Origin of the sequence: Sorangium sp. So ce131 (assembly GCF_051519095.1) — a bacterium.
Taxonomy (GTDB): Bacteria; Myxococcota_A; Polyangia; order Polyangiales; family Polyangiaceae; genus Sorangium.
In genome coordinates this window covers 4,527,881-4,553,941 of the sequence record NZ_CP150455.1, presented here as the reverse complement: position 1 = coordinate 4,553,941, position 26,061 = coordinate 4,527,881, and the positions used below count along the sequence as shown (strand labels likewise).

Sequence of the window (26,061 nt, the reverse complement as noted above, 5' to 3'; positions counted from 1 at the left end):
ATGCGCCCCGGCCACACGCGACAATTGTGTGCGCTCCCGGCTCGCCGCCTCAACGAGACCGCCACGCTCCCAGGATTTCGGCTAAGGTGGCCGCCGCCTCCCCCGTGGAGCCACGTCCGGGACGGGGTGCGCCCTGCACGTACGGCGCCGCCCCCTTACGGACGGGCTCCAGCCCGCAGCGGCGGGTCGGGGCGCGGCGGCGCCCGCGCGCCGGGCGCGCTTCCGCGGCGGGACCGGCGAAAGACCGGACCGCGCGCCCCCCGCGTCACCTCGCTTCCCATCCGAACCGCAGGCAATGAAGCTCACGTCACAACAACTCATCGAGATCGTCGTCGCGTTCTGCGTCTACTTCGGCGTCGCGTACGCGCTGAACACGTTCCTCCCGGCGCGCTTCCGGGCGCAGGCGCGGTACGGCACGGTCGCCGTGGGCATCGCGTTGTTCTTCTATGGCCTGCACCGGTACATCGACGAGCACGCCCGCGCCGTGGACCTGACGAAGGTGCTGATCGCGCTCGGCGCGGCGCTCTGCGTCTTCTACGAGGCGCAGCGCGAGGGGATGCGCCGGCCGATCGCGGAGCGCTGGAAGCGGTTCGTCGGCGTGGCGCTCGGGGTCGCCGCCATCGTCAGCTACTTCAACGGCTTCCGTTTCGGATATCCCAAGTATTACCACCGCTGGGATCAGTTCCATTACTACATGGGGGCCAAGTACTTCCCGGAGATGGGGTACGACGGGCTCTACAAATGCGCCCTGATCGCGCAGGACGAGCTCGGGCTCGTCACGTACACGAACGAGGACACCGGGCGCCAGGTCCGGCTGGACATGGCGAAGGAGGTCCGCCACCCGGACAAGAAGATCCGGAACCTCGGCGGCGACAACCTCCTGCTCCCCGCGAGCGAGGTGCTCGCCCACCCCGAGGTCTGCAGCCCGAACGCGGCGCCGAAGGAGGGCGCGCCGGTGCCGGCCGAGGCGCGGGCGCACTTCACGCCCGAGCGCTGGGAGATGTTCAAGCGCGACGTGCAGTTCTTCCGCACGTCCTCCGACAAGACCTACTGGGAGGACATGCAGAAGGACCACGGCTACAACCCGCCGCCGGTCTGGACGATCATGGGCAAGTTCTGGGCGGATCTGCACCCGGCCAGCACGACTTACCTCCAGTTCCTCGCGAGCTTCGACATTCTTTATCTGCTCGGGATGTTCGCCGCGATCTACTGGGCCTTCGGGTGGAGGGTCTTCTCCGTCGCGGCGATCTTCTGGGGCTGCCAGGCGTCGGCGCCGTTCTACTGGACGGGCGGCGCGTTCCTCCGGCAGGACTGGCTCTTCTTCCTCGTCCTGTCGGCCTGCCTCATCCGCAAGCGCTACTACAAGCTCGCGGGCGCGAGCATGGTCTACGCCGGCCTGCTGCGCATCTTCCCGGGCCTCGCGGTGATCGGCTGGCTCACGGTCGCCGGGATCTACATCGCCCGCCACAAGCGCATGGCGCGGACGCACGTGCAGGTGCTGATCGGCGGCGTGCTCGCCGCCGCCGTGCTCATCCCGGCGAGCATCGCCGTCTCCGGCAAGGACTCGTACCGGCAGTTCTACGAGCACACGCTCGAGGTGCACGACCAGACGCCGCTGACGAACCACATGGGCCTCCGGGTGCTCATCGCCCACAAGCCCGGCACCGGCGTCGAGTCCGGCCGCATGAAGTACACGAAGGACACGAAGCTCGTCGATCCGTTCGAGGTCTGGAAGCGGATGCGCAACGAGCGCTACGCGAAGTACCGCTGGGTCGCCTACGCCGTCATCGCCGCGAGCTTCGCCGCCTTCGTCTACGTGTGCCGGCGGATCCGCTCGCTGTGGGTGGCGCAGTGCCTCGGCCAGGTCTTCATCATCCTGCTCTCGCAGCTCACCTGTTATTACTATTCCTTCATGATCCTGTGCGCGCCGCTCACCCGGCTGAAGCGGCAGATCGAGGTGCCCCTGTTCGGCCTGGCCGCGCTCAGCCAGTTCATCTGGATGGCGTCCTACTGGAACGACGACAAGTACACGGCGCTGACCGCCGTTTCACTCGCCTTCTGCTATTACCTCCTGTGCGTGTTCTCGGGTAAGCCGATGCCCTGGGAGCGACGCCGCGAGCCCGAGACCGCGGCCGTGGGCGACGAGGGCGACCAGGCCACCTCCAAGGCCTGAGCCCGACCGGACGCGCCGGGCGACCTCGGGCGCGCACCTCGTGAACCCTGGAAACGAACGATGATGGACGCAGAGCGAGAGCACGCTGAAGATCCCGGTGATCCCCATTCCGACGAGGGCCGCCCGAGCGACCCGGGGGCGCCGGCCGACCCGGGGGCGCTGACCGAGCGCGACGACAAGCCGCCCCAGCGCGACGAGCGGGCGGTCCACGCCTTCCGGAAGGTGCCGCGCACGGGCGTCATCTACGTGACGACCGAGGCCGCGCGGCTGGGGTTCAACCCGGGCCACGACGCCGAAGGGCCGGACGGCTGGTGCAACCTCGGGCAGGGTCAGCCGGAGACGGGCCCGATCCCCGGCGCGCCCGAGCGGTGCGCGGCCGTGCCGATCGCCGGCGACGACCAGGAGTACGCGCCGGTCGCCGGCCTGTGGGAGCTGCGCGAGGCGATCGCCTCGCTGTACAACCGCACGTACCGGCGGGGTATGCCGTCGCGTTACACGGCCGAGAACGTCGCCGTGTCCGGCGGGGGCCGCATCGCCCTCACCCGCGCCGCGGCGGCGCTCGGGCAGATCAACCTCGGCCACTTCCTGCCCGACTACACCGCGTACGAGGAGCTGCTCGACGTCTTCCGCCTGTTCTCGCCGATCCCGATCCTGCTCGAGGGCGAGCGGGGCTACGCGTTCTCGGTCGGCGACCTCCGCCGCGAGATCCTCGGCCGCGGCCTGAGCGCGATCCTCGCCTCGAACCCCTGCAACCCGACGGGCAAACACGTGCGGGGCGAGGAGCTCGCGGCCTGGGTCCGCACCGCGAAGGAGCTCGACTGCGCCCTCCTGCTCGACGAGTTCTACTCGCACTACGTCTACGGCATGGGCGACGTCGCCCCCATGGAGAGCGCGGCGCGTTACGTCGAGCACGTCGACCGCGATCCCGTGGTGATCTTCGACGGCCTGACCAAGAACTGGCGCTACCCCGGCTGGCGCGTGACCTGGACGATCGGGCCGCGCGAGGTCATCGAGGCGGTGGCGAGCGCCGGCAGCTTCCTCGACGGCGGCGGGTCGAAGCCGATGCAGCGCGCCGCCGCAGAGCTGCTCACCATCGAGCACACCCGCGCAGAGACGACGGCCATCCACCGGACGTTCTCGCGCAAGCGCGATCTGATGCTCGCGGGCCTGCGCAGGCTCGGCGTCACGTTCGACGTGGAGCCGGAGGGTACGTTCTACGTCTGGGGCTCGGTCGCCGACTTGCCCCCGGGGCTCTCCGATGGCCACGGATTCTTCCGGGCGGCGCTCGGGGAGCGGGTCATCGTCGTGCCGGGCGAGTTCTTCGACGTCAACCCAGGCAAGCGCCGGGCGGGGCGGCCGTCACGGTTCCGCCATCACGTCCGCTTTTCGTTCGGCCCGAGCGAGGACGTCCTCGCCCGGGCGCTCGGGCGGCTCGAGCGCATGGTAGGCGAGCGTCGGCGGGCCTGACACCGGCGCCGCCGCGCAGCCGCGCGGGAAGACGGGGCTGAGCGCCAGGTCTTGTCGCGCTGCACGTCTTCCGACATGGTGGGGGAGCGCGTGGCCAAAGATCCGTGGAGTGATTGGAACGACGACGATCCCGGCAACTTCCAGCCGGGCGATACGATCGGCCCCTACGAGCTGCTGTTCCCTGCGGCGGTGGGCGGCATGGCCGCCGTCTGGGCTGCGCGGCTCAGGCGGCCGAACGGCACGGTCCAGATCGTCGCCGTCAAGCTGCTGTCGGACGCGATGCGCGGCGACGACGACGCGCGCGCGATGTTCCTCGACGAGGCGTGCACCGCGTCGCGCATCCTCCACCCGAACGTGGTGCACATCCTCGCGTACGGCGAGGTCCGCGACCGGCCGTACCTCGCCATGGAGTGGATCGACGGCGCGCCGATCGCGAAGATCTTCTCGAACCAGAAGGCGAAGCGCGCGCTCCTGCCGCTCGGCTGGGTGCTCCACGTGATGACCGCCGCGTGCGCCGGCCTGCACGCGGCGCACGAGGTCCGCGACGACACCGGGGAGCTGCTCAACCTGATCCACCGCGACGTCACGCCCGAGAACGTCATGGTGACCTTCGACGGCATGGTCAAGGTCGTCGACTTCGGCGTCGCGAAGACGCGGGCGCGCGCGCAGATCAGCCGCGTCGGGGCGATCAAGGGCAAGACGGGGTACTTCTCGCCCGAGCAGGTGATGGGCGGCGCGCTCGACCGCCGCAGCGATCTCTTCTCGGTGGGCGTGCTGCTCTACCTGCTCGTCACGGGCCACACGCCGTTCCGCGGCAAGGGCCCGCTCGAGGCGATGCAGCAGATCGCCAACAGGAACCCGCAGCCGCCGCGCGAGATCATGCCCGAGGTCCACCCGGAGCTCGATCGCATCATCATGCGGGCGCTCGCCAAGAACCCGAACGACCGGTACCAGACGGCCGCCGAGCTGCGCCGCGACCTCGAGCAGGTGAGCCTCGCCGTGCGCGAGAGCTACACCGACAAGCAGGTCGGCCAGCTCGTGCGCGATCTGCTCCCCGGGGTGGCTGAGGCGCGCAAGGAGCGCATCGACCAGGCGATCGACGAGCTCGACCGGATCATCGCGGAGCGGAACCAGCCGCACAAGCCGCAGGCCGCGCGCCCCGAGGACGCGACCGAGGTGATGCTGCGGCGCATCTCCATGCTGCCGATCCTCCAGGACGGGCCGGAGGGGATGCTGGAGGAGGGCGCGGCGGCCGACGCGACGCCGACCTCGTCCGGCGCAGGGCCGGCGAGCTCGCGCATGTCGGGGCCGGCGAGCTCGCGCATGTCGGGGCCGGCCAGCTCGCGCATGTCGGGCCCGGCGAGCTCGCGCATGTCGAGCCCGGCGAGCTCGCGCAAGTCGAACCCGGACGCGACCCGCAAGTCGAGCCCGGATGCAAGCCGCAAGTCGCACCCGGACGCGACGGCGTCGCCGATCGAGCTCATGGCAGGCCTCCAGCCGATGCATGTGGGGCAGCCGGCGCTGCGTGTGGGGCAACCCGCGCATGGCGCCCAGCCCGGCGCGCATGGAGGCCCGCCGCCGCCGCCGCTGCGGGTGGGACAACCGGCGCTCGGCGCCCAGCCCGGGGCGCACGGAGGCCCGCCGCCGCCGCCGCTGCGACTGGGGCAACCGGCGCTCGGGAACGACCCCACCGATGTCGCCGCGTCGCTCCCCGAGGCGCGCCCGCGTCCGGTCCCTGCGAAGGGGTCGTTCGGCCGCAACGTGGTGATCGCGCTGCTCGCCCTCGGCGTGGCCGCGATCGTTTCGCTCCTGCTCATCCAGCGGGCAGGCATCCAGCTGCCCGGCGGGCTGCTGCCCGGCGGCCTGCTGCCGGGCACGTGGGGCTCACCGCGGGCGAACGAGAGCGCACGTGCACCCGCCGCCGAGCTGCCAGACGCCGGCGCCGGCACGGCGGCGGCGCCGGACGCGGCCGCGACCGCTGCGGCCGCGGTCGACGTGGCGGCCGACGCGGGGGCGGCCGACATGGCCGACGCTGCGGCAGCCGCCGCGGTCGACGCGGGGGCGGCCGACGCCGGGATGGCCGACGCCGGGATGGCCGACGCCGGTATGGCCGACGCCGGTGTGGCCGACGCCGGTGTGGCCGACGCCGGCGTGGCCGACGCCGCGGTCCCCTTCGGGAGCGGGCAGCCCGCGGTTGCGCCCGGCGCTGTGCCCCCGGGAACGCCACTCCCGGCGGCCCCGGCCACGCGCGTCCCGGGACCGATGCCCACCCCGCCCGCCACCGGGTTCCCCCCGCCGCGCCCCCCGGTCCAGCCCGGGTGGACGCCGCGCCCGCCGGCGCCGACCCAGGCCCCACCGCGCCAGCCCCCGCCGATCGATCTCGATCTCGCGCCACGGTAGCGGCCCGCAGCGGCTCCCGGCCGGGGAGCGCTGCGCCCGCAGGACAAGGACGACGGCTCCGCCCACGGTCGGGGCGGTCCACGAGGTCGACGGGGGGCGACCTCAGTCCTTCTTCGGTCGGTCGGGCGGCAACTTCTCGAGCGGCGGAGGAGGCGCCGGCGTGACCCGCGCCGCCGCCTTCTTCAGGGACGACTCCGCGAGTGATACCAGCGTCGCGAGGTGGACCGGCTTCGAGAGCAGGAAGATCGCGTGACTCCGCAGCGCCCGGACGCGCGCCTGCTGCGACTCATCCGCGGTCACGACGAAGACGGGCGTGTCCCGGTTCGGCCCCCCCTTGGCCGAGAGCGACTCGAGCACGCTGAAGCCGTCGACCAGCGGCATATGAAGATCGAGCAGCACCAGGTCGAATTTGCGCGTCGAGAGCCGGCGCAGCGCCGGCGCCCCGCCGTTCGCCTCCTCCACGTCGCCGAGGGAACGGAGCGCGCGCGCGAACATGCCTCGGATCGCGGCGTCGTCGTCGATGACGAGGATACACGTCACGGCATGGTGATGATCGCATGCCCCAGGGTGCGTTGGAAGCCCCACGCGGATGTCGCCGCCTCCAGGAACGCGCGTCTTTGACCAAGCCACGCGCGGCGTGCGCCATACGCTGACGGGCGCGGCACTGGGCCTGTCCTCCGGCGTGGCTCCGCCCCCCACCTCGGCTCCGCCCCCACCTCGGCTCCGCCCCCACGCCCGCTCCGCGCCAGCGGCCGCGGCTCCCGGTACGACCAGCACGAAATGAACGCGCAACGGAGACGGACGCGCCGTCACCGCAGCTTCTATGTCCAGCGCGCGAGGCGAAACATGGACGCCACCGGCGGGGTGCGGTAGACGCAGGGCAAGACCACACCGGCAGCGCAAAGGAACGATCCATGGGCAAGTTCACCGTCACGAACGAGATCAACTGCAACCTCGAGACGTTCTGGAAGCTGTTCCTGGACAAGGGATTCAATGAGACGCTCTACCGAGAGGAGCTCCATTTTCCCGAGTTCAGGATCGTTGAGCAGATCGAGACGGAGTCCGAGGTAATCCGCAGGTCGGAGGGGCAGCCGAAGATGGATTTGCCCGCGCCGGTGCTCAAGGTGCTCGGCTCCGGCTTCCGCTACACCGAAGAAGGCAGGTTCAACAAGGCGACGAAGGTGTGGACCTTCAAGCTGACGCCGAGCACGCTGGCAGACAAGCTGCGCAACGAAGGGACCGTCCGCGCCGAGGCGATCGGCGACAACAAGGTTCGTCGGACCGCCGAGCTCGTCATCGAGGCGAAGATCTTCGGGGTCGGTGGCCTCATCGAGAGCGCCGCCGAGAAAGAGCTGCGGAAGGGGTGGGAGTCGAGCGCTGTGTACATGAACAAGTGGCTCGCCCAGGGCAAGACGCTGTAGCCGTCCTGCCGGATGGCCTCGGGCCCAGATCGAGCGTCCGCTGGCCGCGCTGCGCGCTGCGCGCGGCCAGGCGGGCCAGGCGGCAAAGAGGCCAGCGGCCGACGCGCCGCGGGGCAGCGACGAGTGGACCTCTCGTATCCGTTCCCTCCGTCCATCTTCATTCACGTGAGCGCCTGAGCCTGCACGTCCATCGCTGAGTCGAGAGATCTGTTGTTCTGGCTCTTGCTGGCGGGGAGCACGAGCTGCAGGGCCACGGCATGGAGCACGTTGTGATTATCGGCGCCGGCTTCGGGGGGCTCTATGCGGCGAAGGCGCTCCGGCGCGCGCCGGTGCGGGTGACCGTGATCGACCGGCACAACCACCACACATTCCAGCCGCTCCTGTATCAGGTGGCCACGGCGGGCCTGAACGCGAGCGACATCGCCGCGCCGATCCGGCGCGTGCTCCGCCGGCAGAAGAACACGAGCGTGGTCCTCGCCGAGGTGAAGGCGATCGACCCCGTCCACAAGAGGGTGATCTTCGACGACGGCGAGATCGGGTACGACACGCTCGTCGTCGCCGCGGGGGCGTCACACTCCTACTTCGGGCACGACGAGTGGGCCGCGGACGCGCCGGGGCTCAAGACCGTCGACGATGCGCTCGAGATACGCCGGCGCATCCTCCTCGCCTTCGAGGCGGCCGAGCGCGAGCCCGATCCGGCGCGGCGGCGCGCCTGGATGACGTTCGTGATCGTCGGCGCCGGCCCCACCGGCGTCGAGCTCGCCGGGGCGCTCACGGAGCTCGCTCGGCACACGCTGCGCCGCGAGTTCCGGCACATCGACCCGATCGAGGCGCACATCATCCTGCTGGAGGGCGCCGGCCAGGTGCTGCCGACCTACGTCCCGGAGCTCGGCCAGAAGGCGCGCGAGCAGCTGATCGAGCTCGGCGTCGACGTGAGAACGGACGCCCTCGTGACCCGGATCGACAGCGAGGGGGTCTCGGTCGGGGACAAACGGATCGAGGCCAAGACCGTGCTCTGGGGGGCCGGCGTGGCCGCCTCCGCCCTCGTCCGCTCGCTCGACGTGCCCCTCGATCGAGCAGGGCGCGTGCTGGTGGAGCCGGACCTGACGGTGCCCGGCCACGAGGACATCTATGTCATCGGCGACCTCGCGTCGCTGAAGCAGGCGGACGGCAAGCCCGTGCCGGGGGTCGCGCCCGCGGCGATCCAGCAGGGGCGCCACGCGGCGCGCAACATCATGCGCACCCTCGAGGGGCTGCCGCGGCTGCCGTTCCGGTACCGCGACAAGGGCTCCCTCGCGACGATCGGGCGCGCCGCGGCGGTCGGAGATTTCGGCAGGGTGAAGCTCTCCGGGTTCACGGCGTGGCTCGCGTGGCTCGTGATCCACATCGTCTTCCTGATCGGCTTCCGCAGCCGCGTCCTGGTGCTGTTCTCGTGGGCGCTGTCGTACCTGACCTACGAGCGCGGCGCGCGGCTGATCACGGGAGAGACCCCGCGCCTGCTCGAGGATCGACGCCCGCGGGAGATCGAGCCGCACCGGGAAGACGGCGCGGCCCGGAGCCTCCCCGTGGTCGAGCACGCGACCACGCGCGCGTAGCGCCGCAGCGGCATTGTGCGCTTGTCTGGATCTCGGCGCGCGAGCTGCGTTAGCGTCGTGGACCATGCAAATTCACCCCGGACAGGGCTCCTCCGCGCAGCGCTCACGAACTCTCTTCATGACGGCCGCAATGACGGCCGCGCCTCTCGTCGCGGTCCTGCTCAGCGCGTCACCCGCCTTCGCGCAGGCGTCTGCGCCGCGGCAAGGCTCGGCCGCTCCGGCGGGATCTGCCGCTCCGGCGGGATCTGCCGCTCAGCCGGGCGCCCAGCCGCCGCCTGGGCCCTACGGAGCCCCGGGGCCGTACGGCGCGCCCCCCGCGTATGGCCAGGAGGGGCAGCCCGGCTACTACCCGCCTCCGGGCTACTACCCGCCTCCCGGCTACGGTCCCCCGCCGGGTTATAGCCCGCCCCCCGGCTACGGCCCGTATCCCGGGTACGGTCCGCCCCCCGGGTACGGTCCGCCCCCCGGAGCGGCGCAGGTCGGGCCGAGGGTCCTCGACTACGAAGAGGGCCAGACGATCCCGGAGGGCTACCGCGTCCAGACGAGGGTGCGCCGCGGCTTGATCATCGGCGGCACGGTGACGCTCGGGGTGACCTACGTGCTCTCGGCGATGGTCGGGCTCGCGGCGGAGACCGCGGAGCGCGACAACGGCGGCAGCGGAGACAGCTACATGCCGCTCGTCATCCCGCTCGCGGGCCCCTTCATCACGATCGGAACGGCAGACGCGGAGGGCCCCGGCGTCTTCGTGCTCATGGTCGACGGGCTGGCGCAGGTCGCCGGCGCCGCCATGATCATCGGCGGCGTCGTGTCACCGCAGAAGAAGCTCGTCCGCAACGACATCGCCCTGTCGGTCAAGCCCATCGTGACCGGCGACACCGTCGGGCTCGGCGTCTCGGGCTCGCTCTGAGGCGGGCCGGCGTCCTCACGTCGCGACCGGCGGCGTCTCGTCCATCGTCTTGACCGCGCGCTTGGCCCGGCGGCGCACGTCGACGTGCAGCGACTCGTCGAAATTGATGGCCGAGAACGCCCCGCGCGCCTCGATGTTCTTCCCGAGCGCGGCGTACGCCTCGGCCTCGTTCCAGCGCAGCTTCCAGTCGCGTTTCCCCATGTCCGTGATCTTCGCGGCGTCGGCGAGGATCTCCTCGTAACGCTGCTGCTTGCCGAGCTCGCTCCAGTACTCGGCCCGGAGGTCGTCGTCCTCGGGCGCGAGCGCGACGGCCGACGCGAAGCCGGCGAGCGCGTCGTCGATCCGGCCGGCGACGAGCTCGGCGCGGGCGAGCGAGCGGCGCGCGCCGGCGCTGTCGGGGTGCGCCGCGACGAAGGCGGCGAGCGCCGGGATCGCCGCGTTGACCTGCTGGATGTCCGCCGGATCCTGGGGCCAGAACCGGAGCGAGAGCGCGGCGAGGTCCCCGGGATCACTCTCCAGGGCGCGCTCGATCGCGGCGGGCGCCTCCTCGCCGCGGCCGGCCTGGGAGAGGCACTTCGCGAGCTCGACCCAGGCCCCCGACGAGGTCGGCGTCTTCGCGGCATACGCCTCGGCCGCGACGAGCGCGTCGTCGACGCGCCCGAGCGCCCGGAGCGCGGCGATCCGCGCGAGCTGCGCGCGCTCGCCGCGCTCGCCCTCGGCCCCGGCGGCGATGGCGCGCTCGGCCGCGGCCAGCGCGACGTCGTGGCGGAGCTCGCGCTCGTGGTAGGCGAGCTGCTCGAGGAAGAAGGCGCTGTCGCGCGGCGCCTCGTCCCACTGGCCCGTGAGGTAGGCGAGCACCGAGTCGGAGCGCACGTACGTGAGCGAGGCGGCGTCGCGCGGGTTCTCGTAGAGCGGCACGAGCACGCCGAGCTGCACCATGGCGTCGAGCGCGGGCTGGCAGTCGGGCTTCGCCTCGAGCGCGAGCACCATCTCGTCGAGGGCGGCGTCCTTCTTCTGCATCGCGAGGTGCACCTGCCCGACCGCCACGTGGTAGTCGGCGTCGCCCTGGAACGTCTTCCGGATCGCCTGGAAGCTCTTCAGCGCCGCGGGGTGGTCGCCCATGTTCGCCTGCGCCGAGGCGAGGTTGAGCCGCGCGGCGTGATCGTCGGGATCCATGACCGTGATCCGCTTGAGCGCCGAGATCGCCTTCTCGTAATCGCGCTCGGCGAACGCCTTCTGGGCGCGCTCCCAGACGGGAGCCTTGTCGAGGAAGGCCTCGAATTGCGAGACGAGCGCGCTGTTCTGCTTGCGCCAGACGCCGCTCTTGCCCGGCTCCGAGTTCGTGAGGAAATCCTTGATCCACTTGCGGGCCGCGTCGATGCCGAGCCCCTTGTCGGCGAGCCCCTCGAACTCGCTCCGAGGTACCGGCATGCGCGCGGGGATCCCCTGCCGGCGCGCCGTGTTCTCGTCCAAGCCGATAAGCACCCAGTCGCCTTGCTCGCTCATGATCAAGGACGGTACCCGCCGTGCCTCGCCGGGACAAGCGACGTCTCCGCGGACGACGGACGCGTGATATGCCGGCGGCGCGTGGGCGGTGCGGCGGCGCGCGTCGATCGCGGGCGCTTCTCGGCGCGCGCCGGGGCGGCGCAGCGCCTCAGGAGTAGAACCAGGCCAGCAGGACGAACGCTGCGAAGGCCGCCGCCGCGACGGCGAGGGCCAGAGAGCGCGGCACGCCGAGGAGCATCGGCCGGAGGCTGGCCTGGAACTGGATGGCCTCGGCAGTGTTCGGCGCGCTGAGCGGCGGCATGTCGGCGCCGGCGGCGACGCCCCGGACGGCGGTCGTGGCGGCGGCGCCGGGCGCGACGCCGCCGGACGCGCGGGCCGCGCTCGCGCTCGCGATCGCCGGGGCCGCGGCGACCGCAGCGGCGGTGGCGGCGGCGGGCGCGGCGGGGCGCCCGCGCGTGGCCTCGCAGAGCTCCGGGGGTTGCGACGCCGCGGGCGATGCCAGGTGCTCGAGGCCGAGCTGGGCGAGCACGTCGTGCTGCTCGTGGCCGCTCCACGAGACCGGTCCCGCGGCCGCCTCGGGCGAGAGCGTGAGCGGCGCCGACATCACCCGGTGCATCGCCCGCTCGAGCGTGTGCGCATCGTCGAGCCGGCGCGCCGCGCCGTGCACGTCGGAGCTCGCGGCGAGGCGCTGCGCCTCGGCGGCCATCGACGAGAGGTGGGCCGCCGCCTTGGCCATCGCCAGCTTGCGCTCCGCGTGCGCGACCGCGAAGCGCGCCTCCTCGCGGAGCCGGATCGCCTCGGTCGTCAGGCGATCGACCTCCGCGTGGAGGAGCGCGTCGCCCTCCGGCGTGCCCGGCGCCGGGGGAGCGGCGCCGGTGTCGCGCTCCGCGGCGCGCCCCGGGGCCGCCGCGGCGCCGCGCGAGGGCTCGGTGTGAGGCGCCGCCCTCGGCGAAGCCGGGAGGGGGAGGTCGCCGTCCGCCGCGGTGATCGAGCCGTACGAGGGCAGGCTGCCGCGCGCAGACCGGCCGCCCGCGGCGGCGGACGGCGCGCCCTCGCGGCCGCGGCCGCTGCTCCCGACGACGACCGTCTTCTCGTCGGACGTCTCGGCGGAGGCCGGCGGCCCGCGGCGCAGGTCCTCGTCCAGCGGGTCCGGCTCGCGGTGCGAGGGGCTCGGCGGCGCGGCGGCGCGCGCGGTCCGCGGCTCGAGGTCGGTCGGCTCCTCGAACTCGACGCGCGCCGCGCCGTTTCCGACGCTCCGGTTCGATCCGACGTTCCGGTTCGAGGAGCTCGACCCCTTGTCGCGCCGGGGGTCGAGGGGCGCCCGGCGCGGGACCATCGCCGCGCCGGAGAGCGAGGGGCGCGGCGCCTCGGCGACCCCGGCGGGCCCGATGGAGACCGCGCGCTCGAACCAGCGCATCTGCCTCATCGCGTTGCGCCGCACGAAGCGGCCGAGCGCCTCCTCGTTCCCCTCGTGGTAGCCGTGGCTGCGCAGCCAGCCGTCGAGCCGCGCGAGGATCTCGTCGGCGCTCTGGAAGCGCGCCGGCGCGTCCTTCTCGAGGCAGCGCGTCACGATCGCCACGAGCTCCTTGTCGATCTTCGGCCGGAGCTCGCGCAGGTCGGCCGGCGGCTGCGTCGCCATGGCCCGCAGGAGCTCGTAGTCGCTGGTCGCGGGCCACGGGTGCTTGCCCGCGAAGAGCTCGAACAGCATGACGCCGAACGAGAACAGATCGGAGCGCCTGTCGGCGGCGCCGCCGCGGGCCTGCTCCGGCGCCATGTACTTCGTCACGCTCCGCCGCCGCGCCCCGATCGCGGTGGTCGCGACGCGGAGCGCGGACTTGGCCAGGCCGAAATCGGCGATCTTCACCTCGCCCTGGAACCCGACGAGCACGTTGCCCGGCGTGAGATCGCGGTGCACCAGGTTGAGCAGCTGGCCGCTCGACGATCGGAGCTCGTGCGCCGCGGCGAGCCCGCGGCAGATCGTCGCGCCGAGGTGGACGACGAGCCGCTCGGGGAAGACCTCGCCCGTGTCGAAGACGGTCTTCATCAGCCGCGCGAGGCTCACGCCCTGCACGAGCTCGACGGCGAAGTAGCTCCCTTGCTCGTCCGTGCCCCAGCCGGCGACCTCGACCACGTTGGGGTGCTTGAGCGCCGCGGTCGTGCGCACCTCGTCGAAGAACCGGGTCGACACCGTCGCGTCCTCGGCGAGGTGCGGGTGCAGCCGCTTGACGGCGAGCAGCTCCCCGGGCCGGTTCGGGCCTACCGACCTGCAGAGATCAACGCGGGTGGTCGCTCCGGACGCGATCTCGGCGAGGAACTGGAACGAGAGCGCAGCCGGCGCGGGCTCTGGGAGCCGAGACATGCACGCCGAAGTCTAGCGGGCGACGGCCCTGACCGGAAAGAGCCTCAGACGCCCGCGCGCGCCGCGGCGATGGCGGCGCCGATCCCCGAGGGGGTGGCCTTGAGGTGCACGTCCAGGTGGTCATCCTTGGTCTTCAGCGCACGGACACCGAGCACCGGCGCGCAGATGCGCAGCGCGCGCGCCACGGCGGGATTGCCGCCGACGGCGGGGATCTTCAGGAGATCCAGGGTGAACCTGTCGTCCTTCGCGTCGACCAGGGCGGCCGGCCGCTTCGGCATGAAGGAGACGAGGTTGCCGGGCTTGGTCAGATCGATCGCCCCCGAGCTGATGAGCCCCGCGAGCGGCGAGCTCTCGTCCCCGAGCACGTTGAGCGTGAGGCCTTCGACCCGGAGGCCGACCTGGATGGCGTCCGCGCGCACGTCGAGCTCCTCGGCGTAGACGGTGAACGAGGCCCGGATCGGCGTGCCCATGGCCTTGATGGTGAGCGCGAGGCGCAGGCCGGGGGGCGCGGCCTCGATCACGATGTCCTTCGGGGCGCGTTTGCCGCCCGCGAGCTCCCGCGCCAGATAGCGCAGCGCATCGATCGGGACGCCGAGGCGCAGGCCGAGCGCGCCGCGCAGCGCTCTCCCGATCTCCTCGGGGTGAGCCTTGAGGTAGTCACCGGCGTGGCGAAGCAGCACCTTCGGGTTGGGCTTGGGCATCGTTGGGAGCGCTACGATTGCCTGGAGTTCGCCCCGCGCGCAAGGGGCGAGCGGGCGCGTTGCGCGGCGACGACGATCGGAAAGGCCGCTGTCCGATGCCGGGCAACTCGGCCACAATCGGCCGTGATGCAGATGAAGATCCTTCTTGTGGTGTGCACAACAGCGCTCGCGATCGGCTGTGGATCGGCCGACGCGACGACGGAGGGCGCGCCGGACGGCGCGCCGACGGGCGGTGGGACGTCGAGCCAGAGTGGCACCGGCGGCGGCGCGACCAGCGGCAGCGGCGCGGACCAGGGCGGCGGCGGCGCAGGCGAGGGCGGCGGCGCGACCAGCGGCAGCGGCGCGGGCCAGGGCGGCGGCGGCGCGGGTCAGGGCGGCGGCGGCGTCCCGGGCGTCTTCTGCCAGCCTCTCCCGGCGTGCAACACGCCGCCGCCGGATCCGGGCGAGGAGCTCTCGTGGAACCACACGTCCTCGTACATCATCGCTGGCGCGGGGACGGCGAACCACCGCGGGCGCGATCTCTTCCTGACGCCGGACGACCCGCAGTGGATCCTCGGCAAGTTCGCCTACGGGCTCACCGACAAGGACCTCAAGGACGAGCAGGTCGACGTCTACCTGCTCCGGGACTGCGGCGAGGACTGGGAGTACCTCGGCTCGACGAACACGACGGAGGACGACGAGGCGCACCCCGAGGTCGAGGGCGTCAGCGACAGCGGCGGCCGCGTCTTCTTCGAGATCCCTCCCGCGCAGCGGCTCGGCCCTGGCAGGCACCGGGTCCACCTGGTCGTCCGGGGCGATCTGTCGAGCACCGACCTCTTCATCGAGGTCGTCCCTCGGGGCGCCCCGATGTTCGTGAGCGACGTCGACGGGACGTTGACCGGCACGGAGACGGAGGAGTTCGGCGCGCTGCTCACGGGCCAGCTGCCGACGATGCACGCGCACGCCGCGGCGGCGTTCCACCGGCTCGCGTCGAAGGGTTACCGCCCGATGTACCTGACCGCGCGGCCCGATTGGCTCGTCCAGCGCACGCGCGACTTCCTCGAGACGTACGGCTTCCCGCCGGGCGTCGTGCACACCACGCTCGACCTGACCGGCGCGCTCGGCGAGAGCGCGGCAGAGTACAAGACGGAGGAGCTCCTCCAGCTGCGCGACAGGGGGATGCTGCCGGCGTGGGCCTTCGGCAACACGGCGACCGACGCCGAGGCGTACAACAACGCCGGCGTGCTGCCCCTCGGACAGCGGGTGTTCTACCAGTTCCTCGATGATGTCTTCGGGGGCCGGCGGATCGACGACTACGGCGAGCTGATGCAGGAGCTCGAGGCGCTCCCGAGCCTCTGCGACTGAGCTTCGACGGCCGCGCGGCCGCGTGTCAGCTGGGCGTCTGCTCGGCCCGGACGCCGCTCGCCGGCGGCTCCGAGGAGGCGGCGCCTCCGGCGGGGGCCTCCGCCTGGCCGCCGATCGATCGGTGCAGCTCGTTGACCGCCGCGTAGACGCGCGCGCGCAGATCGTTCACCCGCGCCCCCTCGCGGCCGTCCTGTCGCGCGTGGAGCGGCGCGCCGGCCCGGACGCGCACGAGCCGCATCGTGCCGTCGCCCGTGTCGATGGCCCCCTTCTTCATGAGCAGGTGCGTGCCCTCGATGGCGACCGGCACCACGGGCACGCCCGCGCGCACCGCCGCGTAGAAGCCGCCGTTCTTGAACTCGCGGAGGATGCCGTCCTCGCTCCGCGTGCCCTCCGGGAACACGAGCAGCGGCTTGCCGCTCCGGAGCACCTGCTCGAACCGCGCGATCGCGTCGACCGCGGCGCGCGAGCCGACCGTGCGGTCCACGGGCACGTGGCCCGCGAGCCGGAGGTGCCAGCCGAGGAACGGGATCTTCATGAGAGAGCGCTTGGCCGCCCACTTGAAATCGCCCGGCAGCACCGCGCCGAGGACCAGGATGTCGAGCACGCTCTGGTGGTTGGAACAGTAGACGAACACCCCGGGAGGGACGTTCTCGAGGCCGCTCGCCTCGATCTCAATATCGAGCCCGCGCGCGCTCGACCTGCACCAGCGCCGCATCGCCCAGAGGCTCGCCGAGCGATCCGACGTGAGCGGCCCCAGCGTCAGCGACACGGTGCCGTAAGCCATGGTCCTGATGGCGAAGGGGACCCACTGGCGCGTCGCCAGCCATGCGCTCTTGAGATCCATCCTACAGCGCTTACCACTCTCCATGTCTGGCGAAAACGCGTAGCACCGTGCGCACTTGCGGTGTGCGCGGCGCGCGTCGCTCGCCGCTGGCTAGGGCCCGACGAGCGGCGGCGTGAGCAACCCCCAGCCGACCGTGGCGGGCCGGCCGGCGCGCTCGAATTTTACGGTGTAGAGGCCTGTCTCGTCGGCGCTCTGCACGACCGCGGGGCGCAGCGCGCCCACCCACTCGGCCCAGACGTTCGCCCCGACCTTGAGCTGGGGCTTGATGGGGATGGGGCGCAGCGACGCCTCGTCGACGATCGAGGCGGCGCCGCCGTAGGCGAGGGCGAACCACCGCGCCGAGCCGGCGGGCAGCGTGGCCGGGGCGGCGGCCGGCGCCTCCGCGGGACCGCCGAGCCGCGAGACGAGGAGCACGTGGCGCCACGTGTCCCCGTCCTTCCAGGCGGCGAAGTTGCCGGGGGCGAGCCCCTCGGCCTGGCGGACGAAGCGGGCGCCCTTGAGCAGCCCGAGCGGGGTCCGCGCGTCCATGTCGGTGTAGCGGACCTCGATCTTGTCCTTCACGAAGCGCGTGACGACGGCGTGTTTCATCACGCCGTTCCACTCCGTGAGCACCGGATCGTGGGGACGGAGGCGGGGGACGTCGGGCACCGGGATGACGTAGCCGGGGTGGACCTTGTACGAGGGGCCGCCCCGGCCCTCGATGATCAGGTCGTCGCCCTCGAAGCCGACCACGGTCGCGGCGTACAGCACGAGCGTCGATCCGAGTCTGGCCCCGGCGAGCATCCGCTCCGAGAAGGTGAACACGCGGCGGCCCTGATCGAGCTTGAGCGTGAACGGCGGCAGGTTGAGCGGGTTCGACGCGTGCGCCGGGCCGGTCGGCGCCGCGGCCTCCGCGGACGGCGGCCGCGGGAGCGCCGCGAGCGACGCGATGGGCGGGCTCTGGGAAGGCGTGGGCGCCGGGGTCGGCGCCGGGGTCGGGTCGCACGCGGCCGGCAGGAGGCACACGGACGCCGCGGCGACGCCTCGAAGGAGCAACGTGCAGGTCCCGAGACGTCGCGTCGCGCCCGGGGCGCGGCCTCTCGCAGGGGCGCGACCCGGCGAGCGGGACCCGACCCCGAGGCCGCCGGGACATCGGTCAGCCATCGAGGGCGAGCATGGCCCGCGCAGCCGGCGGCGGCGAGCGGAAAGGGACGGACCGGCGAGATCTCCCCCGGCGTGGAGATCCGCGCGGCGCGGGGGCGGCGGCGCGGAGGGCGGGATCGCGGGGCGCGGGGCCGGACAAACGCGGCCGGCCGCGCGCTTCGCGGCGCGCGCGGCGCCGGCCTGCGCTAGCCTGCGGCGCGATGAAGCGGGCCTTCAGCGCCGAGGAGCTCAAGCACGCCGCGCCGCGCCTCGCCGTGGAGCGCCGGAGCGTGCGCTTCCAGGACGTCGACGCGGCCGGGATCGTCTTCTACCCGCGCGTGCTCGAGTACTTCAGCGACGCGTACCTGGCGGCGCTGAAGGAGCGAGGCGTCGACGTGCCCGGCATGATCGCGGGCGGCGGGATCAAGCTGCCGCTCGTGCATGCCGAGGCCGACTACCTCCTGCCGCTCCGGTACGGGGACGCCATCGAGGTCGAGGTGCTCGCGCCGAAGCTCGGCGACACCTCGTTCACGGTGGGCTACCGCGTGACGACCGCGGGCGGAGTCGCCGCGGTCGGGCAGACGGTGCACGTGTGCATCGACGGCGCGCGCTTCACCCCGCGCCCGCTCCCCGACGACCTCCGCGCCGCCCTCACCTAGGCGAGGGCGCGCGCGGGGAACGGCGCGAGCGCGGCCGCGAACCGCTCGGCCGCGCCGGCGCGATCGAGCTTGCCCGCGGCCGTGAGCGGGAGCGCCGCCGCGGCGCAGAGCCGGCGCGGGCGTTTGTGCGGGGCGAGCCGCGCCGCGACGGCGGCCGCGACGACCTCCACCAGCGCGGGCGGGAGCGGGACGCCGCCGCTCGCCCCGGAGGGCGCGGCGCCGTCGGGCACGATCGCGGCCGCGACGACGTGCCCCCACCGCTCGTCCGGCACGCCGAACACCACCGCGCCCGCGACGCCCGCGCAGGACTCCAGGACCTGCTCCACCTCGGCCGGGTAGACGTTCTCGCCGCCCGTCACGATGAGATCGGTCCGGCGCGCCGCGACGTGCAGCCGCCCGGCCGCGTCGATCGCGCCGAGATCCCCGGTGCTGAACCACCCATCGTCGTCGACCGGGAGCTCCGGCGCGCGCTCGGGGCCGCGGAAGTAGCCCCGGAACAGCACGGGGCCGCGGATCTCTATGCGGCCCACGCCGTCGCTGCCGGCGCCGCCGATGCGCAGCTCGACGCCGGAGATCGGCGCGCCGGAGCCCGGCTCGCGGGCGCGCGGGTCGCGCGGGCGCTGGACGGTCACCTGCGAGCACGCCTCGGTGAGGCCGTACGTGGTGAGCGCCGGGACGCCGCGCCGCGCGCACTCGTCGAGCGCCCGCGCCGGCGCGCCCGCGCCGCCGACGAGCACCGCGCGGAGCCGGGCGAGCGCGCCGTCGCCGTCGGCCTCGAGCAGCGCGAGCAGCATCGTCGGCACGACGGAGAGCAGCGTCGCGCGGTCGCGGAGGATCGAGGCGAGCACCGCCGCGGGCTCGAAGCGGGGCGCGAGGACGACGGCGCGCCGCGCGAGCAGGCAGCGCGTCACGATCGAGAGCCCGCCGACGTGGCAGAGCGGCAGGCAGAGCAGCCACCGATCGTCGTCGCGCACGCCGAGGTTCGCCGCGCTGCCCTCGGCGGCGGCGAGGAACGCGCGCCGCGGGAGCACCGCGCCCTTCGGCCGCCCCGTCGTGCCCGACGTGTAGACGACCGCGAGATCGCCCGATGGATCCGGCGGCCGGACGCCGGGCGCCCCGGCCGCGCGCGGCGCCCCGCCCGGGCGCGCCGCGAGCCTGGCCGCGGCCTCGCCGAGGAGGGCGGCGAGCTCGGGCTCGCGCAGCACGAGATCGGGCCGCGCATCGTCGATCAGGACGCCCGCCTCGCCGGCCGTGAGCCTCGGGTGGATCGGGACGAGCACGGCGCCAAGCGCGAGCAGCGCGTGGATGGCGATGACGGTCCCGAGCGCGTTCGGGGCAACGAGCGCCACCCGGGACCCCTGCCCTACCCCGGCGCGGACGAGGCGCGCGCACGCGGCCGCCACGGCGGGGGCCAGGTCGCCGTACGTCAGCGCGTCGCCGGGCCGGAAGCCGAGGCCAGGGAGATCGATCTCGCGCGGCGCGTCCGCCTCGGAGCCGCCATGAACGAGCGCCGTCCGCGCCGCGACCGCCGGATCGCGCGCGGCCTCGAGCAGGCTCAGGCCGTCCACGGTCGGACCCCGAGGCCGGGCTGGCCGCTGGCGCAGACGAGGCCGCCCTCGCGGAGCTGCGGGATCGCGACGCGCGGCCACGCCTCGAGGCCGGCGTGCGCGTCGAGGCCGCACGCGAGCGGCGGGCGCGGCAGCGCGAGCGCGAGCTCGCAGGCGGCGGCGAGCGCGATCGGCCCGTCGAAGAGGTGCGTCACCACGGCGCCCAGGCCGCGCGCCTGCGCCCGCTGGCCGAGCTCGTGCGCGGCCAGGAGGCCGAGCACCGCGGGCTTCAGGATGAACGCGGCGCACCCTTCCGCCTCGAGCAGGCGCTCCGCCATCCCCTCGATCGCGAGCGACTCGTCGGCCGCCCACGGGGCCTCGCACGCGCCGAGGTGGTGCAGGAGCTCGGGCGCGACCGGCTGCTCGACGAAGCGGGGCGCGAGCGGCGCGAGCCGCGCGAGCCGGCGGGGCGCGTCCTCGAGCGACCACGCCGCGTTCGCGTCGAGCCGCAGCTCGACGTCCGGGTGCTCCCGCCGCAGCGCGCCGAGCGCCTCGAGGTCGCGCGCGAACCCGTCCTCCCCGCGCGAGCGGAGCTTCACCTTGATCGCGCGGACGCCGCGCGCGGCGAGGGCGCGCGCGCGATCGAGCATCTCCGGCAGCGGGGCCGAGGTCGCGAGCAGCCCGTTGACCGGCACCTCGGCGTAACCCCGACGCCCCCCGAGGCACGCGGACACCGCGAGGCCGAGGCGCTGCCCGACCAGATCGAGCAGCGCCGTCTCCAGGGCGAAGCGCGCGGCGGGGAGGCCGCGGAGCCGCGCGCCTCTCCCTGGAGACGGCGCGAGCGCGCGCTCCACCGCGCGCGCCGCCGCGCCGCTCGGCGGATCGGCGGGCAGCTCGACCGGGCCGAGCGCGGCAGGCAGCTCGGCCAGCGCGCGCTCGACGGCGTCGGCCGTGTCGGGCGAGAAGCCGGGCAGCGGCGTGGCCTCGCCGAGGCCGACGCGGCCCTCGCCGTCGGACAGCGACAGCACGAGGCCGCGGCGCGCGTCGCCGACATCGACCCGCGCGACGCTGGCAGCGACGACGCGCACGCTCTTCACGTCGGGGCCGCGAGCCCGAGCGACAGGAGCAGCGCGTAGGCGAGCAGGAGCTTCGCCGTCCCGGCGAGGCACTCGTTGAGCGGGCGGCCGTCGGTCGTCGCCAGCGTCCGGAGGAGGCGCAGGGCGCGCGGGAAGGTCGCGAGCGTCAGCAGGGTCCACCGCCGGTCGTCGTGGACCGCGAGGGCGATCGGCACGGCGTAGGCGGCGGCGAGGAGCATCCCGTACTCGATGACGCCCGCCCTGCGGCCGAGGCGGACGGCGAGCGTGCGCTTGCCGGCGACGACGTCCGTGTCGCGGTCGCGCACGTTGTTGACGACGAGCACGGCCGTGGCGAGGGCGCCGACGGGCACGGCCGCCGCCCACGCGAGCGGCGGGACGTGGCCGAGCTGGACGAACGCCGTCCCGCAGACGGCGACGAGGCCGAAGAACACGAACACGAACACGTCGCCCAGGCCGTGGTAGCCGAGCGGGTACGGCCCGCCGGTGTAGGCGACGCCCGAGAGGATCGAGACCACGCCGATCGCGACGATGGGCCACCCGCCCACGAGCGCGAGGTGGATCCCGAAGGGCACCGAGAGCGCGATGGTGACGAGCAGCCCGAGGCGCACCTGGCGCGCCGTGAGCAGCCCGGCCTGCACCGCGCGGGTGGGCCCGAGCCGCTCGTGCGTGTCGGCGCCCTTCTCGTGATCGAAGACGTCGTTCGCGAAGTTCGTGGCGATCTGGATCAGCATCGCCCCCACGAGCGCCGAGAGCGCCGGGCCGATCCGCATGCCCCCCGATGCGTACGCCACCGCCGTCCCGACCATCACCGGCGCGAGCGCCGCGGTGAGCGTCGCCGGCCGGCACGCGAGCAGCCACGCCCGGAACGAGCCGGGGCGCACGCCGATCGCGGGTCCGGGGCCTGTGCTCGCGTCAACCTGGCTCATGCTCATGGGTTCTCCTCCGGAAGGTGCTCGGCGCGCGCGCCGTTCATGAGGGCTGGACGTCGATCGCCGCGCCGTCCGCCGGCGCCGCGCCGCTCGGGGCGGCGATCTCGCGGCGGAGGTCGGACCAGAGCCGCGCGACGCGGGCGGCGCCGTCGTGGGGCGGCACGACCGCCTCGATCAAGGTGGCGCCGGGCCGCTGGTAGGCGTCGGCGAGGGCGCGGCCGAGCCCCGCGCCGGTGGCGGCGCGCTCGTAGGCGAGCCCGAACATCGCCGCGGCGGGCGCGAAGTCGAGGTGCTGCGGCATCGTGAAGCACCGCTCGAGCAGATCGGCCCCGCTCCTCCCGATGGGGAGGTGCTCGAAGATGCGGCCGCCGTCGTTCTGCACCACCACGATGACGAGCGGCGCCCCGCCGCCCGCGGCCTTCGCGGCGAGGAGCAGGCCCGTGAGGTCGTGCAGCAGGCTGAGATCGCCGAGCAGCAGCGTGACCGGCGCGCCCGCGGCGGCGCGGGCGCCGGCCGCCGCCGACACGAGCCCGTCGATCCCGCTCGCCCCCCGCTGGTGCAGCACGCGCAGCGCCCGCGACGACGGCGGGCAGTACGTGTCGAGATCGCGCACCGGCATGCTGTTGCCGATCGCGAGCAGCGACCCCTCCGGGCACGCCGCCGCGACCGCCCGGGCCACGGCGCCCTCGGTGAGCTCGTCGCCGGCGCACGCGCGCGCGGCCAGCGCCGCCGCGAGCTCGCCGGCGCGCGCGAACGCCGCGGCCCACTCGAGCCGGGCGCGCCCGAGATCGATCGCCGCCCCGGCGAGGCGCGCCGCGAGCGCCTCGCACACGTCCGCGGGCTCGGCCATCACGAGGGCGGCCGCGGCGTTCGTCGGATCGTTCCAGCCGTGGGGCGACACGACGAACCGGCGGCAGCCCGCGTGCTCGGCGATGTAGGTCGCGTAGCCGGACGAGGTCGGCGGCGCGCCGAGCTCCAGGATGAGGTCGGGCGCGCGCGCCGCGCGGAACTCCGGCGCGCGCAGGAGGGCGTCGAACGAGGCCGGCATCACGGCGCCCTCGGCGAGCCCGCCGAAGTAGATCTGGCTCGTGCCCTCGGCCAGCACCGGGAACCCGGTCGCCCGCCCGAGCGCGATCACCGACGCGCGCGCGCGCGCGTCGTCCTCGCGGCTCGGGGCGGGCCCGCAGACGATGAGCCCGCGCTCGGCGCGCGCGCAGCGCAGCGCGATCTCCTCGATCGCGCGGGGGTCGACCGCGGCGCGGCCCGGCACGACCCGCGGGCCGCCGCGCCGCATGAGCGCCTCCCACTCGCCCTGCCACGGCTCCGGCCCGGCCCCGTCGACCGGCTCGAGCGGCTTGCGGAACCGCGCGTTGACGTGGACCGGCCCGGGTGTCGGCGCGAGCGCCATCGCCACCGCCTGGGCCGCGATGCGCGCCGCCGCGCGCATCGCGAGCGGCGACGGGTCCGGCAGGCCGAGCTCGGCGAAGTGGCGGACGTGGTCGCCGAAGAGCTTCACCTGATCGATGGTCTGCGGGGCCGCGGCGTCGGCGAGCTCCCACGGGCGGTCGGCCGTGATCGCGATGAACGGCGTGAAGCTCTGGCGCGCCTCGATGATCGCCGGCAGCGCGTGGGCGCCGGCGGTGCCCGAGGTGCACACGAAGACGCTCGGCCGGCCCGTGACGCGCGCCTGCCCGAGCGCGAAGAACGCCGCGGCCCGCTCGTCGATGACCGCGTGGCAGCGCACCTCCTCGGCCTCGGCCGCCGCGATCGCGAGCGGCGTCGAGCGCGAGCCCGGGCAGAGGACCACGTCCCGCACGCCGGCCTGCGCGAGCGCGCGCACGAACAGCTGCGCCCAGGCCGTGTGGAGGTTCGAGCCGCTCACCTTCGCTCTCCTCGCGCTCCGCGCTCGCCGCGCGCCGTCACGTCAGCCCCCCTCGGGCGTCGCGACGAAGAGGCACACCGCGCCCATCGTGAGCGGCTCCACGCGCAGCACGCGCAGCCCCGCCCCGCGCATCAGATCCGCGAACTCGTCCGGCGGCGGGAACCTCGCGATCGAGTCCTGCAGGTAGCGGTACTCGTCGCGCCCCGAGATCGCGCCGCCGACGTACGGCACGACCGTGTGGATGTGGAAGCGCGCGAGCTTGCTCATGATCCCGCCGCGCGGCTCGCTGAGCTCGAGGATCGCGATCCGGCCCCCCGGCCGCGTGACGCGCGCCATCTCCCGGAGCGCGCGCGGGCGATCCGGCACGTTGCGGATCCCGAACGCCATCGAGATCGCGTCGACGCTCGAGTCGCCGCGCCCGAGCGCCTCCGCGTCGCCGAGCTCGAGCTCGATCCGCCCGGCGAGCCCCGCGGCCTCCACCTTGCGGCGGCCGACGGCGAGCATCCCCTGCGACGGATCGACGCCGATGACCTTCACGTCGTGCGTCTTCGCGATCTCGATCGCGAGATCCGCGGTGCCCGTCGCCAGATCGAGCACCGTGGCGCCGGGCGCGAGCTCCAGCGACCGCACCGCGCGCCGCCGCCAGCCCTGGTCGAGCCCCAGCGAGATGATCCGGTTCAGGAGGTCGTACCGCTCGGCGATCCCGTCGAACATCTCGCCGCTGCCGGCGCGGCGCCCCGCCGCGGCGCCCGGCGCGTCCTGCTGCTCTGGCCTGCTCATGTCCCGCCCTCCGCCTGCCGCACCGCGCGCGGCCCCTCGCCTCGCTCGGTCGCGATCCGCTTGCCCTCGCCGGACGGCGCCTGGCCGCCGTCCGAGCCCGCCGGCGCCGCCGCGGCGAGCGCGCGCTTGCGCTCGTGGAGCCGCATGTGGCCGCGCTGGATGCCCTCGCTCGCGAGCGCGCGCAGCGCCGCGAGGTTCGACGCGAGCCCGACGGACGCGAGCACCACGGCGAGCTCGCGCGCCGACGTCGCGCCGACGAGCTGCAGCGCCGCGCGCACGCCCGCGTGCACCTCGGTCGACCCGCCCACCGTGCCCACCGCGAGCGGCAGCTCCGCGCGGCCCGCGAGCCCGCCGGGCACGCGCTCCCACGTGCTGAGCGGCCGGTAGCGCCCGCTCATGGCCGCGTACGCGTGCGCGCCCGCCTCGATGGCGCGGAAGTCCTGCCCGAGCGCGACCGCGGCCGCGTCGAGCCCGTTCATGAAGCCCTTGTTGTGGGTGGCCGCACGGTACGGGTCGAGCTCCGCGAAGCGGCTCGCCCGCGCGATGCCGCTCGCCACGTCCGCGCCGCCGAGCGCGTCGTCGCCGACCGTGGCCGTCACCCGGACGAGGCGGCGCACGGTCAGGTTCGTGAGGATCCGGAGGCCGAGCGTCCCGCCCGCGATGCGCTGCACGAGCGGCGCGACCGCCTCCGCCACGGTGTCGACCAGGTTCGCGCCCATCGCGTCGCCGACCTCGATGTAGAGGTGCACCACGAGCACGCCGAGCTCCGCCGAGAGCACGCGCACCTCGACGTCGCGGCAGCCGCCGCCGCGCGCCACCATCCGCGGGATCGCCGCGTCGCCCGCGGCGAGGAGGCGCTCGCGCGCCGCGGCGAGCCGGCCCGCGGCCGCCTCGGCGTCCGGCACGTCGTCGAGCTGGACCTGGGCGGTCATGATCGGCGGATCCGCCTCGCCGGAGAACCCGCCCGACAGGCGGACCATACGCGCCGCGTTCGACGCGGCGGCGATGACGCTCGGCTCCTCCACCGCCATGGGCACCAGCACGTCGCGCTGGTTCACGCGGAAGTTCAGCGCGAGCCCGAGCGGCAGCGCGTGCGTCGCGATCACGTTCTCGCACATCCGGTCGGCGACCGCCGTCGGCAGCCCGCCGCCGCCCGCGAGGTGCGCGCGCGCGTCCTCGTCGAGCAGCCCGAGCGCCTCGATCGCGCGGAGCCGATCCTCGAGGCACCGCTTGTAGAAACCGCTGATCCTGCTGGACACCTTCTGGCTCACTGGGGACCTCCACGCCTCGCCTGCGCCCGCCTCGCGAGCTCGCCCGCGCCTGTCCCC

20 protein-coding genes are annotated in these 26,061 nt (G+C 74.1%); 8 read left to right on the top strand and 12 right to left on the bottom strand.

Translation table 11 applies throughout. The features are described from left to right. Window positions 1–295: 295 nt before the first annotated feature. The 3 genes from WMF43_RS16725 (at window position 296) to WMF43_RS16715 (ending at window position 6,040) form a co-directional block, all read left to right on the top strand. Window positions 296–2,173, top strand: a complete 1,878-nt coding sequence (locus WMF43_RS16725; protein ID WP_437681376.1) for a hypothetical protein — start codon at window positions 296–298, stop codon at window positions 2,171–2,173. Between the two features lie 60 nt (window positions 2,174–2,233). Continuing rightward, window positions 2,234–3,640, top strand: a complete 1,407-nt coding sequence (locus WMF43_RS16720) for a pyridoxal phosphate-dependent aminotransferase (protein WP_437681375.1) — start codon at window positions 2,234–2,236, stop codon at window positions 3,638–3,640. A 90-nt stretch (window positions 3,641–3,730) separates the two neighbouring features. Continuing rightward, window positions 3,731–6,040: a protein kinase domain-containing protein gene (locus tag WMF43_RS16715; protein ID WP_437681374.1), complete on the top strand. Its 2,310-nt coding sequence runs from the start codon at window positions 3,731–3,733 to the stop codon at window positions 6,038–6,040. A 102-nt stretch (window positions 6,041–6,142) separates the two neighbouring features. On the opposite strand, the gene WMF43_RS16710 is transcribed toward WMF43_RS16715, so the two are convergent. Beyond that, window positions 6,143–6,580: a response regulator gene (locus tag WMF43_RS16710; RefSeq protein WP_437681373.1), complete on the bottom strand. Its 438-nt coding sequence runs from the start codon at window positions 6,578–6,580 to the stop codon at window positions 6,143–6,145. A 374-nt stretch (window positions 6,581–6,954) separates the two neighbouring features. Between WMF43_RS16710 and WMF43_RS16705 the strand changes: the two genes are divergently transcribed. The 3 genes from WMF43_RS16705 to WMF43_RS16695 all read left to right on the top strand — a co-directional run bounded on the left by WMF43_RS16705 (window position 6,955) and on the right by WMF43_RS16695 (window position 9,963). Beyond that, window positions 6,955–7,461, top strand: coding sequence for a DUF2505 domain-containing protein (locus WMF43_RS16705; protein ID WP_437681372.1), 507 nt, complete (start codon window positions 6,955–6,957; stop codon window positions 7,459–7,461). 257 nt (window positions 7,462–7,718) lie between these two features. After that, window positions 7,719–9,056, top strand: a complete 1,338-nt coding sequence (locus WMF43_RS16700; RefSeq protein ID WP_437681371.1) for an NAD(P)/FAD-dependent oxidoreductase — start codon at window positions 7,719–7,721, stop codon at window positions 9,054–9,056. Between the two features lie 130 nt (window positions 9,057–9,186). Then, window positions 9,187–9,963 (top strand): hypothetical protein, encoded by a 777-nt coding sequence (locus WMF43_RS16695; RefSeq protein WP_437681370.1) that lies wholly within the window; start codon window positions 9,187–9,189, stop codon window positions 9,961–9,963. 15 nt (window positions 9,964–9,978) lie between these two features. On the opposite strand, the gene WMF43_RS16690 is transcribed toward WMF43_RS16695, so the two are convergent. The 3 genes from WMF43_RS16690 to WMF43_RS16680 form a co-directional block, all read right to left on the bottom strand. Beyond that, on the bottom strand, window positions 9,979–11,469 hold the full coding sequence (locus WMF43_RS16690; protein WP_437681369.1) for a tetratricopeptide repeat protein: 1,491 nt from the start codon (window positions 11,467–11,469) through the stop codon (window positions 9,979–9,981). 148 nt (window positions 11,470–11,617) lie between these two features. Beyond that, window positions 11,618–13,828, bottom strand: coding sequence for a protein kinase domain-containing protein (locus tag WMF43_RS16685; RefSeq protein WP_437681368.1), 2,211 nt, complete (start codon window positions 13,826–13,828; stop codon window positions 11,618–11,620). 44 nt (window positions 13,829–13,872) lie between these two features. Continuing rightward, window positions 13,873–14,529, bottom strand: a complete 657-nt coding sequence (locus tag WMF43_RS16680; RefSeq protein ID WP_437681367.1) for a hypothetical protein — start codon at window positions 14,527–14,529, stop codon at window positions 13,873–13,875. A gap of 132 nt (window positions 14,530–14,661) precedes the next feature. Here WMF43_RS16680 and WMF43_RS16675 point away from each other — a divergent pair, with 132 nt between their 5' ends. Next, window positions 14,662–15,873, top strand: a complete 1,212-nt coding sequence (locus WMF43_RS16675; protein ID WP_437681366.1) for a lipin/Ned1/Smp2 family protein — start codon at window positions 14,662–14,664, stop codon at window positions 15,871–15,873. 25 nt (window positions 15,874–15,898) lie between these two features. Here WMF43_RS16675 and WMF43_RS16670 read toward each other — a convergent pair whose 3' ends face one another. Together WMF43_RS16670 and WMF43_RS16665 are read right to left on the bottom strand one after the other, a co-directional pair. Further along, window positions 15,899–16,717, bottom strand: coding sequence for a lysophospholipid acyltransferase family protein (locus tag WMF43_RS16670; protein ID WP_437681365.1), 819 nt, complete (start codon window positions 16,715–16,717; stop codon window positions 15,899–15,901). A 90-nt stretch (window positions 16,718–16,807) separates the two neighbouring features. After that, window positions 16,808–17,752 carry a hypothetical protein gene (locus WMF43_RS16665; RefSeq protein ID WP_437681364.1) on the bottom strand — a complete coding sequence of 315 codons (945 nt, stop codon included), beginning with the start codon at window positions 17,750–17,752 and terminating at the stop codon, window positions 16,808–16,810. A gap of 308 nt (window positions 17,753–18,060) precedes the next feature. Here WMF43_RS16665 and WMF43_RS16660 point away from each other — a divergent pair, with 308 nt between their 5' ends. Next, a complete protein-coding gene (locus WMF43_RS16660; protein WP_437681363.1) occupies window positions 18,061–18,498 on the top strand; it encodes an acyl-CoA thioesterase in 438 nt (145 codons plus the stop codon). Here WMF43_RS16660 and WMF43_RS16655 read toward each other — a convergent pair. Genes WMF43_RS16655 through WMF43_RS16630 form a run of 6 tightly spaced genes read right to left on the bottom strand, consistent with a single transcriptional unit; the run spans window position 18,495 to window position 26,004 of the window. Beyond that, window positions 18,495–20,066, bottom strand: a complete 1,572-nt coding sequence (locus WMF43_RS16655) for a class I adenylate-forming enzyme family protein (RefSeq protein WP_437681362.1) — start codon at window positions 20,064–20,066, stop codon at window positions 18,495–18,497. The genes WMF43_RS16660 and WMF43_RS16655 overlap by 4 nt on opposite strands. Next, window positions 20,054–21,133 (bottom strand): mandelate racemase/muconate lactonizing enzyme family protein, encoded by a 1,080-nt coding sequence (locus WMF43_RS16650; RefSeq protein WP_437681361.1) that lies wholly within the window; start codon window positions 21,131–21,133, stop codon window positions 20,054–20,056. The genes WMF43_RS16655 and WMF43_RS16650 overlap by 13 nt, the downstream gene beginning before the upstream one ends. Before the next feature lie 5 nt (window positions 21,134–21,138). Further along, window positions 21,139–22,068, bottom strand: coding sequence for a 1,4-dihydroxy-2-naphthoate polyprenyltransferase (locus tag WMF43_RS16645; protein WP_437681360.1), 930 nt, complete (start codon window positions 22,066–22,068; stop codon window positions 21,139–21,141). 43 nt (window positions 22,069–22,111) lie between these two features. Further along, complete coding sequence (gene menD, locus WMF43_RS16640; protein ID WP_437681359.1) at window positions 22,112–23,953, bottom strand: 2-succinyl-5-enolpyruvyl-6-hydroxy-3-cyclohexene-1-carboxylic-acid synthase; 1,842 nt, start codon at window positions 23,951–23,953, stop codon at window positions 22,112–22,114. Window positions 23,954–23,995: 42 nt separating this feature from the next. Beyond that, window positions 23,996–24,733 (bottom strand): bifunctional demethylmenaquinone methyltransferase/2-methoxy-6-polyprenyl-1,4-benzoquinol methylase UbiE, encoded by a 738-nt coding sequence (gene ubiE, locus WMF43_RS16635; RefSeq protein WP_437681358.1) that lies wholly within the window; start codon window positions 24,731–24,733, stop codon window positions 23,996–23,998. Then, window positions 24,730–26,004, bottom strand: coding sequence for a hydroxymethylglutaryl-CoA reductase, degradative (locus WMF43_RS16630; RefSeq protein ID WP_437681357.1), 1,275 nt, complete (start codon window positions 26,002–26,004; stop codon window positions 24,730–24,732). Before WMF43_RS16630 ends, ubiE begins: the two co-directional genes overlap by 4 nt. Window positions 26,005–26,061 lie beyond the last annotated feature (57 nt).